Genomic DNA, 15636 nt, shown 5'->3' with positions numbered 1-15636 from the left:
ATATAGACTCATATCATTTTCTCCTTGGTTTTAATTTTTGTTGGCATGAATATTATACCAAGAAAATGATATGAGTTCTTTTTTTTGTTGCACTTAGATTATAAATTCAAGCCATTAAAATATATCCAAAGATAACAACAATACTTATAATATTTGTACTTATCGGTACCACCAAATCCAGATAATCTTTTTTTAGATTTGATAAATCTATCTTAAAAATTTTGATTATCGGAACTATAAGTGTCAACATAAACTTTGACAATATAATAAGCTCCAAACCATAAATATTATTGCCTATTATACTTCCCATATCTTTTGTATTGTTCAAAAATCCAACTAAACTAATTCCTATAATATCAAATCCCATTAAAAGTAAATAGTAGATTAAAATTACAAACAACGCTTTTTTCCCACTTACATCATAATTATATACATATACAATATATGAAATAACAATTCCTATTAATAATTTTAAGTTCATCTCAAAATCGATAATAGTCAAAACTATTATTATAAGTGCTGCTATTATAAAACTTGTATTTATTTTAATCTTATTTACCTTTTGATTACTTATTTCATCCAATACTAACTTCAACACTATCCATTCTATAGCAGTAGATAAAACTGTTACCACATTCCAAAACACACTTAACATAATATATCTCCCAACATATATGTAAACTTTGTTTTAAGCTCATTCATTCTGTGCCTGCTTACATATATTTCCTCTTTCCCAATAAATACACTATTTTTAGTTATACTCTCTATATACTCCATATTTATTAAATAGCTCTTATGACATCTATAGAAGTTGTACTTTTCAAAGTCTTGCTCTATCTTATCTAGGCTTCCCTGTGTATAATATGTAGAATCTACTGTATGTATTGTTAATTCTTTTTTTCTCACTTCTATATACATTATTTCTTCTATTGGAATTTTTCTTATTCCATCTCTATTTTCTATTATGAAATTCCCCTTTTTCCTTTTTATATCTGATATACAATTTAACAAATGTTTTCTAAGCTCTTCATATTCTATAGGTTTTAGTAAGTATCTATAAGCTCTAACTGTATATCCATCTTGAATATACTCGACTAAAGATGTTACAAATATTATTTCTGATCTATCATCTTCTTTTCTTATCATTTTTGCTAAATCCATACCAGATAATCCATTCATTTTTATATCTAATAGAAAAATATCAACTTCTTTTAATATAATCCCACTTGATAATAATTCCTCTGCTGATTCAAACTCTATTATCTCTAATTCTTCTTTATTTTCATCGAATATTTTATGAATATATTCTTTCAATTTTTCTCTTTGCGATATTTCATCCTCACAGATAACGACTCTAAACATTTCCTCCCCCTCTAAATATTTTATAAAAAATTTATAACTATTAATTTAAGTTTTCTTTAATTATTTCTGATTAACTAAAAATTTATTATATTAATTACTTCATAATATTATATTACTATTTAATTTCTAACGATTCAACATATCTAGTTTTTTTGTAATGATTTGTGCATTTAAAAATTAGCAAACAAAAAATACTGCCATAGTTTATCTTTTATTAAGATATTTTTATGACAGTATTTTATAATAAGTCTTTATTATCAATTTTTATTTATATTCTTCTAAATCTTCTAACGGTATATTTGGTATTTTTAGCTCATTTTTCTTTTCTTCAAATTCTTCTTTTGAAGAAAATTCTAATACGCATTCTTCTTTTGTATCTAATATATAATATTTATCTTTATTAGTTTCAGCTATTATATATCTATTATCTTGTCCTACTTTAATTACAGATTCTTTTTCAAATTCTTCATCATTTCCATGATAGACAGGAATGCTTGGAGCTTTTCCACTCTCATCTTTATCCTCAACTTTGTATATCTTAGCATTATGTGCAGAAGTTTTTGCTATATAATAATCATTATTTAGATTGGCTGTATAGTCTGTAGTACCTGCACATCCTGTTAGTATTATAGTACTAAAAGATATAACCGTTATTATTTTAATCAAAAGTTTATTCATAATCCTCTCTTTCTTTTTATCTTTTTAATAATAAGTTATCCTCCTTATTTTTCTATTCACAAAATAACATATTTATTAATATAAATTCAACAAAAATGCCCAACTGGGCATTTTATAGCTCCAACTGGGCATTCTTTCTAATCGGTATACATATAACTACTATAAATTTATCTTCTTCAAACTTAAACTCTACATTTCCATCATATTTTTTTACTGAACTCTTTACACTATTTATTCCTATTCCATGCAAATCCTTATCTTTCTTATCTGTCATTATCTTATCTCCAGATAATAGAACATCGTTCTCTTTTGTATTGATGCACTTTACAACAAAAAAGTCATTTACAATAGTTCCTTTTAATGTAATTTTCTTATCTTTATCTTCGCTTTTAATTTTGTTACACGCTTCAATAGCATTATCTAAAATATTAGAAAAAATACTACAAACATCTACCATATCCATAAAATTACATTTATCAAAGTTTATATCTACTAAAAAATCTATCTTATTCTTATCACAAATATATTTCTTCTCGGTTAAGATTATATCTAAAACCATATTTTTACTATCAAAATTGTAATTACAAGAATATATTTGACTACTAATATCTTCAATATACTCACTCGCTGCACTATTATTTCCGTACATCTTATTTATACATATCATATGATTATTAATATCGTGATGGATTTTTTTAATAGTTTCTTGTGATTCTTGTAGGCTTAGATAATGTTTATATTGCATATCCATCTTTTCTTTTATTAATCTATTCTCTGCTTTAATCTCGTTATCTTTCATAATGCGAGATATCATCCTGATTAATGATATATTGGAAAACAATAGCACTAGAGATACGCATAATATCAATATATGGTCTAAACTATCTGTATTTTGATCTTTTAATACATGTCCAAATATTACAATAATACTCATAATATTTGCAAATATAGGAGTTATTAAGTAAATATAATCTTTTTTAAGCAAAGGTAAATCTAGTTTAATAACTCTCAAAATAGGTACTGACATAGTTAGTAGCACTTTTGATATTATAACAATTTCCACAAGATAAAAATTATTATTTATTACCATTCTCATATCTTTGATATTATTCAAATAAGCAACCAAGCTTACTCCAATAATATCAAATCCTATTAATAATAATGAATACAACAAGCTGATAAATAAAATTTTTATTTTATTCTCATTATAATTATAGAAATACACCAAGCATATTATTAATCCACCTAAAATCAGTTTGATATTAATATTTATCCTTACATAGCTTAAAATCAAAACTGTTAAAAAAGCCAAGAAAAAGCTAATAACTAATTCTATTTTTTTACTTTTTCTCTCACTTATTTCATCTAATAATACTTTTAATACTATAAATTCTATTCCTGTTGAAATAATTTTTATAATTCTTAAAAATAAACTCACTTTTAACATATTATATCACCTAATAATAATGTAAATTTTTTCTTAAAATCAGATATTCTATGCTTACTAACAGGAATTTTGTTGCCATTTATTATTATTTCATTTTTATCTATTGTTTCTATATACTTCATATTTACCAAATAGCTCTTATGACATCTGTAGAAATCTAATTTCTCTAATTCTTTTTCTATTTTATCCATGCTACTTTTAGTTTTGTAGCTATTTTCTTTTGCATATATTGTAAGTTCTTTTTTTGCAACTTCTATATACATTATTTCATTTATAGGTACTTTATGTACTATCCCTTTATTTTCTATCATCATAAAGTTATATTTCTTTTTATTTATATCATTTATACAACTTAACAAATTAGTTTTTAATTCTTCGTAGTTTATCGGTTTTAGTAAATATCTATATGCTCTAACTGTATACCCCTCTTGAACATAAGCAACTAAAGAAGTCACAAATATTATTTCTGAAATCTCATTTTCTTTTCTTATAATCTTTGCCAAATCCATCCCTGACACTTCATACATTTTAATATCTAAAATGAATATATCTGTATCCTTTAATACCTCTTTTTCTTTCAAAACCTCTTCCGCAGATTTGAATATTAAAAGTTCTAATTCTTCTTCAACCTCTTCAAACACTTTATAAATATATTCTTTTAATTCTTCTCTTTGTAATAATTCATCATCACAAATAACAATCTTAAACATTCCATTTCCCCCATAAAAAAAGGACTATATATAACTAAAGTTAATATATCAGTCCTATTTATTTTGTAACATTATATTACTAATGAAAGTTTAATTTATCAATATATTTTGCTATTTTGTAATAATTTGTATCTATTTATATGATACACTCTAATCAAATACAGTTACTTTATTAATAGGCAATATTCTAATAACAACTTTCCCTATTATATCCGATATCTTTATTGTTCCAATTGAACTATCTCTACTATCTCTGCTGTTAGATCTATTATCACCTAAAACAAATATCTCATCGTTAGGTACAATAATATCTATATTTCCTATTGTATAAGAATCATCTAAATATTTTTCATCTAATTTCTTATCATTAACATATACATATCCATCTTCTATAACTATATGATCATTAGGCAATCCTATTATTCTTTTAACTATTTTTTTATTTTTATTATTCTCATCCAATAATTTTGATTTCGCTACTATAATATCTTCTCTTTCAGGTTCATCTAACTTATACATAAGCTTATTTACTATTAGATAATCCTTATCTTTAAGCGTTGGAAACATAGAGCTACCATCAACTAAAACAGGCTGCACAAATATAGATACTGCTCCAGCAATAACTATAGCTGTTACAATTATTTTTATCCATTCTTTAATTTTATCTTTCATTTTTATCACACCCTTTATCTAATTTATAATTTGAATACACACACATAATAATTAAAATTATAATTGCCCAATAAATAATTGAAAGAAAAATAATTGATGGAATTGATTTTTCAATACTATGAACAATTGTAAGAGAATAATTAACTGGCGATATCCTTTTTAAAAACTCTATTCTACCTATATACGATGCTATGCTAAATACTATTAAAAAAGTTGTTACTACAACTGAAAAAATATCGCTTAAAGAAATTCTGAATACTATAATACATACTACTGAAATAATAAATAAATAACAAAATGAATTTATTAAACTTATTACCAAAATAATCAATGGAGTATATAATTTATAAATTGATTTTATATTTTCATTTATACTAAAAAACGAATTACTCCAATTAAATTTAAAATTCATCTTTCCAATTGATAAAATAAAGGAAATAAAAAATATAAATATATATAGAACTATTATTTCATATAAAATTATCAATAATATATTTTTAATATTATATTCTTTAATACTTTCAACACTAAAAAATTTATAAATCATCATTAACACACAAAAGGATATAAAATAAGGAATCGTATATAAATCATTGAAAAATTCTATTAAAAATTCTAGAAAATTATTTTTATATCCATATATATCAATAAATCTATTAACTTTAAAAAATATTAACATTCCCACTGAAAAATATATAAAATATTTATATATTTTTTTATAATTAATATTGTTATTTGTATTATTATAATAAAGCGATAAAAAAATAAAAGTAGTGTTAATAACTATAAAATATACTATTCTAGGTGCATACCCTATTTGTGGATATATACAAAAACTATAAATAATTTGACTATTTAAATAAATACTTATTTTATCCAATACTGCAACTGTAAATATATTGAAAAAAACAGATGTTAAAATAGATAAATATTTATTCTTTAATATAGTATATATGCACATTGTTATATTAGCAAATGTAGCACCAAATATAAAAGAAAAAAATATTTCATTTAGTAAATATAAATATTGATTTTCTCTTAAAACATAATTTATATTTATTAAATTTATATCATTTCCATTTATTCCAACAAGTAAAATAAGGATTATAATGTATATAATTATACTTATAGATAAAACTAATCCTCCTAATATAAAGTTTATAAATAATTTCATTATAAATTTCTTATTTTTAGAGATATCGTTATTATTTTTATCATTTTCAAAATAAGATAATGAATATGGCATTGAACATATAATCGGTGCTATAAATATTAAAATTGAGAAAAAACCAAAACTATAGGAAGCATTAAATAGATATGATACACCAATATCTTTAAAATCCCAATTTACCATATACTCTATTATACCTATAAATAAACATACTATAGATAATAATATTGCAGCTATAAATTTTTTAGAAAATAATATATCTTTTAAATAATTAAACATATATACCTCCAAAAATAAAAGTCTTGTAAAACAAGACTTTTATTTTTATAATTTATTATGAATGGAATTTGCCTGTTGTTGAAACAACTCCATCATTCATACTTCCTATAGGATTTCTTATTCTCATTTTTACCTTTCCTGAAGGTGTCTTTGTATATTTCATATGATATTGACCTGGTTTTGTATATCCTACTGAACGTGTTACTATATTTTCTTTTGAATCAACAACCCAAGACATTAAATTAAAAGTCATTTTTGTATTATCTGACGCTTCTGAACTTTCCCCATTTGATTTTAAAACTTTTAAGCTCAAAACTTCATTTGTAGCAGTATTATCTGCTCCTTTATTAACAAAAGCTGTTGATTTTGTCTTATTTTCATCAATGCTCCAATTATATGAAGTTGTAACTCTAGGTTCGATTTGTCCTTCGAAATTATTTTCTGCATAAATATTAGAAATGTTTAATGCTCCTATACATAAAATACTTAGAGAAATCGTTTTTAAAAATTTAAATTTTTTCAATTTTTATACCTCCAAAATATAAATTTATTTCTGTATAATACATGTATTTTACATTTTTAAGATACCATCTTTTTTATACAATTTCAACAAAAAAGCCCAACTGGGCATTTAAAAGCTCCAACTGGGCATTATTTTCTTCTATTATCAAATTTACATGATAAAATTTTATTTTTTTAACTCTATTTTATCATATAGAAAGTAGAATATTGCTGATGGTATTACTACCGCTGTATATATAATCGCTCTGATTATTTCATATACATATTCTGAGTATGCAAAATTTAATGTGGTATTTATTGGCAGATATCCCCAACTACAGAACAATCCTACTATTAATATTACAAATCCTAGAATTATAGAACCCATAACTTTAATAATCTCGTTAGATTTTTCATCGTAATTTCCAAATAAGTAGTTTAAAACAGAGGCAATAGCTGAAGGTATAAGCAATATGCAAAACACTATATCATTGAAAATAGTTCCTTCATTTGTTGTGTATCCATTTGTAAATACAATGATATTTCTAAAAAGTAACCCTATTATAAGTATTGCAATCGCAAGAAAAATAGTCTTTTTCAATTTCATAATATCAACTCCATTTTTAAAAAAGGTGCTACTATAAACACAAAATGTTTAGTTAGTAGCACCTTTAAAATTTACATATCTTCTTCTATTATCGCAATTCCTCTTCTAACAATCTCTTCAAGTCTATCTATCTGCTTATCAAGATAAAGATAACCAATTAGAGCTTCAAAACCAGTTGCGTGTTTGTAGTCTACTATATCCATATTCTTTGGAGCTGTGTTAGACTTCTGGTTTCTTCCTCTCTTAAAGATCCTCATCTCTTCCTCAGTTAAATCATTCTCTATAGTGTGAATAACCTTAGACTGAGCATTTGCATTTACATATTTTATCGCCTGCTTGTGAAGAGTGTTCACTTTGTTATTGCAATTTTTTTTAATTAAATATTCTCTTATATAAGATTCATACACAGTGTCCCCAAGATAAGCAAGTACCAATGGAGACATAGTTATTAATTCACTTTTTTCCATTTTCTATACTCTTTTCCATTTAACACCCTGTCTAGTATCTTCAAGAACGATTCCCATATCAAGAAGCTGCTGTCTTATAGCATCTGCTTTTGCGAAATCTTTATTCTTTTTAGCATCAGTTCTCTGCTGTATTAAAGCTTCTACTTCTGCATCTACAGAGTTGTCTTTTTCTTTATTTACTATATTTAAAACTCCTGTAAGTTCGTTAAATTCAGCTAAGCATTTTTCTGCAAATTCTTTAGAAGAATTTTCGTCTACATTTAAGTTTATAAATTTAGATAATTCAAATATAGCAGTTATAGCATCTGCAGTATTTAAGTCATCATCCATAACTTCAACAAATTTCTTTCTAAATCCGTCAAGTTCTTCAACTAATGCTTTTTCTGCATCTGTCATTTCACCTTCTAAGTGAGATAATGTAAATACTAATTTTTCTTTAGTATTGTAAAGTCTTTCAAGTCCTGCTCCAGCCTGTGCTAATAAGTCGTCGCTGAAGTTTACTGGGCTTTTGTAATGAGCTGATAATAGGAAGAATCTAACTATTTCAAGATCGTATTTTTTAGATATATCTCTTACAGTGAAGAAGTTTCCTTTTGATTTACTCATTTTTTCGTTGTTTACATTTATATAACCATTGTGCATCCAGTATTTAGCAAATGGTTTACCACTTCTAGCTTCACTTTGAGCTATTTCGTTTTCGTGGTGAGGGAATGTTAAGTCCTGTCCACCTGCGTGTATATCTATAGTTTCTCCAAGATATCTCTTAGACATAACAGAACATTCTATATGCCAACCTGGTCTACCTTCGCCCCATGGACTATCCCATCCTGGTTCGCCTTCTTTTTTAGCTTTCCATAAAACGAAGTCCATTGGATGTCTTTTCTGTTCATTTACTTCTATTCTTGCTCCAGCTTCTAGGTCGTCTATATTCTGTCCAGATAATTTTCCATATCCTTCAAATTTTCTAGTGTCAAAGTATACATCTCCGTTTACTGCATAAGCGTATCCTTTTTCTTCTAATTCCTGGATAAATTCTATTATCTGTGGAATATTCTGTGTAACCTGTGGATGAACTGTAGCTCTTTTTATTCCTAGTCCATCGCAGTCAACAAAGTATTCTTTTATATATTTTTCAGCTACTTCTTCTGGAGATATTCCTTCTTCGTGGCTTCTTTTTATTATTTTATCGTCTACATCTGTAAAGTTCTGTACATAAGTTACTTCATAACCTTTGTATTCTAAGTATCTTCTTAAAGTATCAAACATTATGAATGGTCTTGCATTACCTATATGTATATAGTTGTACACTGTAGGCCCGCACACATACATTTTTACCTTTCCTTCTTCTAATGGTACAAATTCTTCTTTTTTATTTGTTAATGTATTGTATACTTTCATCCTTATCACCTCTTTGGCTTTTTGTTATGTCTAAGTATATACCCAAACATTCTTTAATATATCAAGACTTTTCTTATATTGTAACTAATCTCTGTTTTAATACTAATTTAATTTATCTAGTACGTTAGCTTTTACATAGTCAAGTCTTCTTAGGCAGTTTTCTTTACCTAATACTTCCATAACTTTTGGGATATCTGGACCATGCATCTGTCCTGTTAACATTATTCTTGATCCCATGTATAAGTTTTTACCTTTTATTTTGTATTCTTTCTGTATTGATTTTAGTATAGCGAAGTTGCTATCTGCATCAAAGCTTTCTGCTGCTTCTATTTTTTCTCTTAAAGCATCGAATAGTGTTGGTATATGTTCTAATTTTAAGAATTCCATACCTTCTTCAGTTTCTATTTCAAATTTATCTCCAAAGAATATAGAAACGTGGTCAGTTATTTCTTTTGCGTAGTGTAATTTTTCTTTAACTGCACTTACTATTTCTTTAACTAAATCCATTTTAGCTTCTTTTTCATCTTCTGCTATGTATCCAGCTTCTACTAAGTATGGCATGCATAATTCGGCTAAAACAGCGTCATCTGCTTCTTTCATATAGTGGTGGTTAACCCAGTTTAATTTTTCAGTATCAAATACTCCTCCACTCTTAGATACTCTTTCTATAGAGAAGGCTTTTTCTAATTCTTCCATAGAGAATATTTCCTGATTGTCTTCTGGTGACCAACCAACTAGAGCTACGTAGTTTACAAGACCTTCTGGAAGGTATCCTTTTTTCTTGAAGTCTTCAACAGCTACGTCACCCTGTCTTTTACTTAATTTTTTCTTTTCTGTATTTAATATATTTGGAAGGTGTACAAATACTGGTTTTTCCCATCCAAAAGCTTCGTATAGGTATACGTGTTTTGGAGTTGAAGAAACCCATTCTTCCCCTCTTATTATATGAGTTATTTTCATTAAATGGTCGTCTACAACAACTGCAAAATGATATGTTGGGAATCCATCAGTTTTTATAAGTACCTGATCATCTAAGTCATTTGTGTTGAATTCCATATCACCTCTTACTAAGTCAGTGAATGTTATTTTGTGGTCTTCTGGTAATCTAAGTCTTATAACGTATGGTTCACCAGCATCTATTTTAGCCTGTACTTCTTCTGGAGTTAAATCTCTACAATGTCCATCGTATCTTGGAGTTTCTCCAGCTTCTTTCTGCTGTTCTCTAACTGCATCTAATCTTTCTTTTGTACAGAAGCAGTAGTATGCTTTACCAGAATCTAAAAGTTCTTTTATGTATTTCTGGTATATATCTAATCTTTCAGACTGTATATATGGACCGTATTCACCTTTCTGTGTTACATTTCCATTTTCATCTAACATAACACCTTCTGTGTGGTTTACTCCTGCCCATTTCATTGCATTAAGCATGTTTTCTATAGCACCATCAACAAGTCTAGTTCTATCAGTATCTTCTACTCTTAGTATATATTCTCCACCTTCGTGTTTTGCGAATAAATAGTTGTAAAGAGCTGTTCTTAAACTACCTATATGTACAAATCCTGTTGGACTTGGTGCAAATCTTACTCTTACGTTACTCATAAAATTCCTCCTAAAATTAAACTAATTCGGCAAAATTGCCTAAAATCTCATTATTATACAGTTTATTATAACATAAATCGGAGCTAGAGAGGGTTGTAAACTTTTAGAGGCATCGCATTTTGCGTAATTTTTTTAATAGGAGAAGTTTCTTTTCTATACGCAAAAGCAATGACATCTCTAAAAGTTCACAATCCCTCTTCTTAGCTCCCACCCAAATAAAAAAGCTGCTACATTTAATTGTAACAGCCAATTTATTCTATCAATTTTTATTTTCTTTCCATTAACAAACTTTTTATTATTAAAGATATTCCTACAAACATAGATGATACTATTGACAAAGATAACATTATTGCATCTTGATAAAAACTTTTCTCAACAAATCCCATAAACAAATAATGTATTTTATATCCTATTGTACTTGATAGAAGTAAAACTACTATTCCTATTACAAAAATAATTATATTTTTATATTTTTTCATAAATATCACCTTTATATCTTTTTATCTTTACTATTATTTTTTTCATATTATCTACCTCTATGTAATTAATTTTTAAAGATATCTTTAAGTTGTTCTAAGAATATCATCTTTCTCTTCTTGAATCAATAAAAAAACAATATTTGTCATTTTTTTGTCATTTTTGAAAATAAATTAAATTTTACTTTTTTAGAGTAAATATTTTATCAATACAATAATATTGATTCTTCTTTCATTACAGTTGAATTCTGTATTATTAAGAGATATAAATATTCTAAAGTTATAAAAATAGGAAAAAAATAGTTAGTTAAATTAATGACAATATAATTACAAATGTTAATTTTATATTGTAGTAAAAATATAAAAATAGTATTATTAAAACAACTTAAAAACGTTTTTAAAATAGATATAATAAATATGATTAAGGAGTTGTAGACAATGCTAGATTTCAATAAAAAAGATTACAAAAAATTTCTTTACTATATACTAATTCTTGCTATACTAATACCTGTATTTATATTTATTTTAGATAAATTTAATGTAAAAAATATAGATAAAATAGCATTTAAAATAGTAGATATATACGTATTATTAATAATCACATATTCTATAATATCTGGAATAATTCGTAGAAATGTATTTTCAGAAAAAAATAATAATTATCTTTGTATGTTTTGGCTCATTCTTGGAATAGTTGCTTCAATAGCTTATATATTCATAGGAAAAATTATAATAAATATATATCTTGTTTTAGTAGTACTAATGGCAATATATTTGTATATTAAATCTAAAAAAGTAGATGAATAAAATATTAGCCAAAAGTAATTTGTATTCAATCTACACACATTTAAGAAAAACTCCCAAAAGTATAGATTTATATACCAAAAGAGGGAGATAACTCGACTAACACGCCCGTCGCCTGTATAGGCGCAAGTGTTAGTTGAGTTACTCCCTCTTTTCTTATAATAATCTATCTCTTACTATTTCTGCTGCATCTACCGCAGATATTAGTTCTCTTTCTTCGCTATTTCTAAACTTCATTTCAACTAAACCTTCTTTTAAATCTCTTCCTACAGTTATTCTCACAGGAATTCCTATTAAATCAGAGTCTTTAAACTTAGTTCCTGGTCTAGCATCTCTATCGTCTATTAGTACATCTACTCCCATAAGTTTAAGTTCTTTGTAAATTCTTTCAGCAGTATTTACAACATCCTCATTTTTTAAATTTACAGGAATTATCTCTACTTCAAATGGAGCTACACTAAGTGGCCAAACTATTCCGTCTGCGTCAAAGTTCTGCTCTATTATTGTAGCAGTTAGTCTTTCTGTACCTATTTCATAGCATCCAAGCTGGATATATTCATCAGTTTCTTCTTCACTTCTGTACATTGCGTTCATATTTTCAGAGAATTTCTGACCTGCTTTGAATATATGTCCTATTTCGATTCCCCTTCTTATTTTTAGAGGAGCACCACATTTAGGGCATTTATCCCCTTCTCTAACAGTTCTAAAATCGCCAACAGTTCCTTCAAAATCTCTTCCAAAGTTTGCATTTTTGAAGTGGTATCCAGTTTTGTTTGCACCTGTTATTAGGTTTTTGCCGTTTGCTATTTCTTCATCTATAAGTAGTATGTCAGAGTTTATTCCTATTGGTCCAGCAAATCCAACCTCAGATCCGGTTACATCTTTTACCATTTCGTCTGTAGCAAGTCCAAATTCTTCCACTTCACCAATAGCTCTTTTTACTTTGTTTTCGTTTACTTCTCTATCGCCTCTTACAACAACTGTTACAGTTTTTCCATCAGCGTAGTATATTATTGTCTTCGCAAATCTATTTCCTTCAGCACCAAAGAATTCTTCTAAATCTTTTATTGTTCTAGCATCTGGAGTGTGTACTTCTTCAAGTGCTCCTAATTCTTCAAATTCGAATTCTCTTGGCATACATTCTGCACTTTCTCTGTTTGCTGCATAAGTACAATCAGAGCATATAGCTAATTCATCTTCACCTATTTCAGATTTAACCATGAATTCTATTGAAGATGGAGCTCCTTCTATTCCTGATTCTGCCTCAACTAAGCTATAGCTAACTCCACATCTGTCAAATATTCTTTTGAATGCTGCTATCATTTCTTCATAAGATTTGTTTAAGCTTTCTTCGTCTTTGTCAAAGCTATATGCGTCAAACATTGTAAATGACTTTGTTCTCATTGTCCCAAATCTAGGTTTTTTTTCATCTCTATATTTGCTCTGTATCTGGTATAGTTTCACGGGTAACTGTTTGTATGAGCTTACTTCCTGTCTAACTATATCTGTAAATACTTCTTCGTGTGTAGGCCCTAAGCAGAATTCTTTGCCAGTTCTGTCCTCTAGTCTAAACATTTCTGCTCCTCTTCTAGCCCATCTTCCTGATTCCTGCCATAATTCTGATGGAATAAGTGCAGAACAAAGCATTTCCCGGAAATCTGCATCTTCTACTTCTTCTTTTATTATACTTTCTATTTTTCTCTCTACCTTTAGTCCTAAGGGTAACTGGTTGTATATTCCAGAAGCAGATTTTTTTATCATTCCAGATCTTATCATAAGTTTATGACTTTCTATCTCCACATCTGTAGGTATTTCTCTTTTTGTAGGTATGAACATTTTTGAAAATCTCATTTGCATCACCTCAGCAATTTTATTATACAAACATAAAAAGCCTGCCATCAAAGAATCCGGCAGACTTTTCAGGCTTTATTTAATTTCTATTCTTAGTATGCTTTAGCTATTATAACCATGTCTTTAGCTTCTTTTCCACAGTATACACATTTATTAGTTCCAAGATCTTCCTGTTCGAATGGTATACATCTTATTGTAGCAGCTGTTTCTTCTTTTATTTTAGCTTCACATTCTGGGCATCCACACCACATAGCTTTTATGAATCCTGGTTTTTCTTCTAAAGCTGTTTTAAATTCAGTCATATCTTTAGCTACAGAAGTTCTGTTTTCTCTATGTTTTCTAGCTTTTTCTAACATATCGTTGTGTATAGTATCGAATAATCCTGTTACATGTTCAACTAAGTTGTCTAAAGATACTGCTTCTTTTTCTAATGTATCTCTTCTGAATACCATAGCCTGGTTGTTTTCTATATCTTTTGGTCCTATTTCTATTCTTACTGGTATACCTTTCATTTCGCAGTCGTTTAGTTTGTATCCAGTTGAGTAGTTTGGTCTATCGTCAACTTCTACTCTAGCACCTTTTTCTTTTAATGCAGCGTATAATTCGTCAACTTTTTCCATTACTCCACCTTTGTTAGCAGCTATTGGAACTATCATAACCTGAGTTGGAGCTATTCTTGGAGGAAGTACAAGACCTCTATTGTCAGAGTGAGTCATTATAAGTCCACCTATTAATCTAGTTGATATACCCCAAGAAGTGTGGTATGGATGAGATAATCCACCTTCTCTATCTGCAAATGTTATATCAAATGCTTTAGTGAAGTGCTGTCCTAAGAAGTGACTTGTTCCTGACTGTAATGCTTTACCATCGTGCATCATAGCTTCTATTGTGTAAGTTCTTTCTCCACCAGCGAATTTTTCACTTTCAGATTTCTGTCCATCTATAACTGGCATAGCTAATAAGTCTTCACATACTTCTTTGTACATCTGAAGTATATCTAATGTTTCTTTTTCTGCTTCTTCGTATGTTTCATGTAGAGTATGACCTTCCTGCCATAAGAATTCAGAAGTTCTTAAGAATGGTCTAGTAGTTTTTTCCCATCTTACAACTGAACACCACTGGTTGTATAGGTATGGTAATTCTCTGTATGATTTTAACCATTTAGCGTACATTGTACATATTATTGTTTCAGAAGTTGGTCTAACACATAGTCTTTCTTCTAATGTTTTGTTTCCACCCTGAGTTACCCAAGCAACTTCTGGAGCGAAACCTTCAACGTGTTCTGCTTCTTTAGTTAATAAGCTTTCTGGTATTAATAGTGGGAAGTAGCAGTTTTTGTGTCCTGTTGCTTTTATTTTAGCATCAAAGAATTCCTGTATTTTTTCCCATAATGCGTATCCATAAGGTTTTATAACCATGAATCCTTTTACTGGAGCGTAGTCAACTAAGTCAGTTTTAGTAACAACATCTGTATACCACTGAGCAAAGTCTACCTCCATAGGTGTAATTTCTTCAACGAACTGTTTATCATTTTTTGCCATCTTTTTTATTCTCCTTTTTATTTTATAGATTAATTTTTTATAATTATTTTTTATAATAAAAAAAGCCTTTCAT

16 protein-coding genes are annotated in these 15636 nt (G+C 27.7%); 1 reads left to right on the top strand and 15 read right to left on the bottom strand.

Annotated elements, in window-relative coordinates; all coding sequences use genetic code 11:
• Positions 1–106 precede the first annotated feature (106 nt).
• The 13 genes from ACK2WN_RS08665 to ACK2WN_RS08605 form a co-directional block, all read right to left on the bottom strand.
• Positions 107–655 (bottom strand): hypothetical protein, encoded by a 549-nt coding sequence (locus tag ACK2WN_RS08665; protein ID WP_416155350.1) that lies wholly within the window; start codon positions 653–655, stop codon positions 107–109.
• Positions 649–1362, bottom strand: a complete 714-nt coding sequence (locus tag ACK2WN_RS08660; protein WP_416155349.1) for a LytR/AlgR family response regulator transcription factor — start codon at positions 1360–1362, stop codon at positions 649–651. The genes ACK2WN_RS08665 and ACK2WN_RS08660 overlap by 7 nt, the downstream gene beginning before the upstream one ends.
• A gap of 264 nt (positions 1363–1626) precedes the next feature.
• On the bottom strand, positions 1627–2040 hold the full coding sequence (locus ACK2WN_RS08655; RefSeq protein ID WP_416155348.1) for a DUF3997 domain-containing protein: 414 nt from the start codon (positions 2038–2040) through the stop codon (positions 1627–1629).
• A 112-nt stretch (positions 2041–2152) separates the two neighbouring features.
• Positions 2153–3487 carry a GHKL domain-containing protein gene (locus tag ACK2WN_RS08650; RefSeq protein ID WP_330000055.1) on the bottom strand — a complete coding sequence of 445 codons (1335 nt, stop codon included), beginning with the start codon at positions 3485–3487 and terminating at the stop codon, positions 2153–2155.
• Positions 3481–4197 carry a LytR/AlgR family response regulator transcription factor gene (locus ACK2WN_RS08645; protein WP_300529909.1) on the bottom strand — a complete coding sequence of 239 codons (717 nt, stop codon included), beginning with the start codon at positions 4195–4197 and terminating at the stop codon, positions 3481–3483. The genes ACK2WN_RS08650 and ACK2WN_RS08645 overlap by 7 nt, the downstream gene beginning before the upstream one ends.
• 150 nt (positions 4198–4347) lie before the next feature.
• Entirely contained in the window at positions 4348–4869 is a 522-nt protein-coding gene (gene lepB, locus ACK2WN_RS08640) for a signal peptidase I (RefSeq protein WP_416155347.1), read from the bottom strand.
• The gene (locus tag ACK2WN_RS08635; protein WP_416155346.1) at positions 4859–6319 is read right to left on the bottom strand and encodes a hypothetical protein; all 1461 of its coding nucleotides are present in this window, start codon (positions 6317–6319) and stop codon (positions 4859–4861) included. The genes lepB and ACK2WN_RS08635 overlap by 11 nt, the downstream gene beginning before the upstream one ends.
• A 55-nt stretch (positions 6320–6374) precedes the next feature.
• Positions 6375–6842 (bottom strand): hypothetical protein, encoded by a 468-nt coding sequence (locus ACK2WN_RS08630; protein ID WP_416155345.1) that lies wholly within the window; start codon positions 6840–6842, stop codon positions 6375–6377.
• Positions 6843–7007: 165 nt separating this feature from the next.
• Complete coding sequence (locus ACK2WN_RS08625) at positions 7008–7427, bottom strand: hypothetical protein (RefSeq protein ID WP_300529899.1); 420 nt, start codon at positions 7425–7427, stop codon at positions 7008–7010.
• Positions 7428–7498: 71 nt separating this feature from the next.
• Positions 7499–7894 (bottom strand): Mini-ribonuclease 3, encoded by a 396-nt coding sequence (locus ACK2WN_RS08620; protein WP_118549471.1) that lies wholly within the window; start codon positions 7892–7894, stop codon positions 7499–7501.
• 3 nt (positions 7895–7897) lie between these two features.
• Positions 7898–9292 (bottom strand): cysteine--tRNA ligase, encoded by a 1395-nt coding sequence (gene cysS, locus ACK2WN_RS08615; protein WP_300529896.1) that lies wholly within the window; start codon positions 9290–9292, stop codon positions 7898–7900.
• 102 nt (positions 9293–9394) lie between these two features.
• Positions 9395–10891: a glutamate--tRNA ligase gene (gene gltX / locus ACK2WN_RS08610; protein ID WP_416155344.1), complete on the bottom strand. Its 1497-nt coding sequence runs from the start codon at positions 10889–10891 to the stop codon at positions 9395–9397.
• Positions 10892–11157: 266 nt separating this feature from the next.
• The gene (locus tag ACK2WN_RS08605; protein ID WP_416155343.1) at positions 11158–11370 is read right to left on the bottom strand and encodes a hypothetical protein; all 213 of its coding nucleotides are present in this window, start codon (positions 11368–11370) and stop codon (positions 11158–11160) included.
• A gap of 435 nt (positions 11371–11805) precedes the next feature.
• Between ACK2WN_RS08605 and ACK2WN_RS08600 the strand changes: the two genes are divergently transcribed.
• Positions 11806–12174 (top strand): hypothetical protein, encoded by a 369-nt coding sequence (locus ACK2WN_RS08600; protein ID WP_416155342.1) that lies wholly within the window; start codon positions 11806–11808, stop codon positions 12172–12174.
• Between the two features lie 153 nt (positions 12175–12327).
• Here the strand turns inward: ACK2WN_RS08600 and ACK2WN_RS08595 are convergent, their stop codons facing one another.
• Both ACK2WN_RS08595 and proS read right to left on the bottom strand, forming a co-directional pair.
• Entirely contained in the window at positions 12328–14022 is a 1695-nt protein-coding gene (locus ACK2WN_RS08595; RefSeq protein ID WP_416155341.1) for a proline--tRNA ligase, read from the bottom strand.
• A 92-nt stretch (positions 14023–14114) separates the two neighbouring features.
• Complete coding sequence (proS, locus tag ACK2WN_RS08590; RefSeq protein ID WP_300531643.1) at positions 14115–15563, bottom strand: proline--tRNA ligase; 1449 nt, start codon at positions 15561–15563, stop codon at positions 14115–14117.
• Positions 15564–15636: the final 73 nt, after the last annotated feature.

This window comes from Peptacetobacter sp. AB800, from assembly GCF_047807365.1.
Taxonomy (GTDB): Bacteria; Bacillota; Clostridia; order Peptostreptococcales; family Peptostreptococcaceae; genus Peptacetobacter.
This window is presented reverse-complemented; position numbering and strand designations above follow the sequence as displayed.

Coding starts and splice junctions, on each gene's coding strand:
- lepB (WP_416155347.1), bottom strand. CDS start 4,869: ATGAAAGATAAAATTAAAGAATGGATAAAAATAATTGTAACAGCTATA.
- ACK2WN_RS08665 (WP_416155350.1), bottom strand. CDS start 655: ATGTTAAGTGTGTTTTGGAATGTGGTAACAGTTTTATCTACTGCTATA.
- cysS (WP_300529896.1), bottom strand. CDS start 9,292: ATGAAAGTATACAATACATTAACAAATAAAAAAGAAGAATTTGTACCA.
- ACK2WN_RS08650 (WP_330000055.1), bottom strand. CDS start 3,487: ATGTTAAAAGTGAGTTTATTTTTAAGAATTATAAAAATTATTTCAACA.
- ACK2WN_RS08605 (WP_416155343.1), bottom strand. CDS start 11,370: ATGAAAAAATATAAAAATATAATTATTTTTGTAATAGGAATAGTAGTT.
- ACK2WN_RS08635 (WP_416155346.1), bottom strand. CDS start 6,319: ATGTTTAATTATTTAAAAGATATATTATTTTCTAAAAAATTTATAGCT.
- ACK2WN_RS08655 (WP_416155348.1), bottom strand. CDS start 2,040: ATGAATAAACTTTTGATTAAAATAATAACGGTTATATCTTTTAGTACT.
- ACK2WN_RS08620 (WP_118549471.1), bottom strand. CDS start 7,894: ATGGAAAAAAGTGAATTAATAACTATGTCTCCATTGGTACTTGCTTAT.
- proS (WP_300531643.1), bottom strand. CDS start 15,563: ATGGCAAAAAATGATAAACAGTTCGTTGAAGAAATTACACCTATGGAG.
- ACK2WN_RS08660 (WP_416155349.1), bottom strand. CDS start 1,362: ATGTTTAGAGTCGTTATCTGTGAGGATGAAATATCGCAAAGAGAAAAA.
- ACK2WN_RS08645 (WP_300529909.1), bottom strand. CDS start 4,197: ATGTTTAAGATTGTTATTTGTGATGATGAATTATTACAAAGAGAAGAA.
- ACK2WN_RS08625 (WP_300529899.1), bottom strand. CDS start 7,427: ATGAAATTGAAAAAGACTATTTTTCTTGCGATTGCAATACTTATAATA.
- gltX (WP_416155344.1), bottom strand. CDS start 10,891: ATGAGTAACGTAAGAGTAAGATTTGCACCAAGTCCAACAGGATTTGTA.
- ACK2WN_RS08600 (WP_416155342.1), top strand. CDS start 11,806: ATGCTAGATTTCAATAAAAAAGATTACAAAAAATTTCTTTACTATATA.
- ACK2WN_RS08595 (WP_416155341.1), bottom strand. CDS start 14,022: ATGAGATTTTCAAAAATGTTCATACCTACAAAAAGAGAAATACCTACA.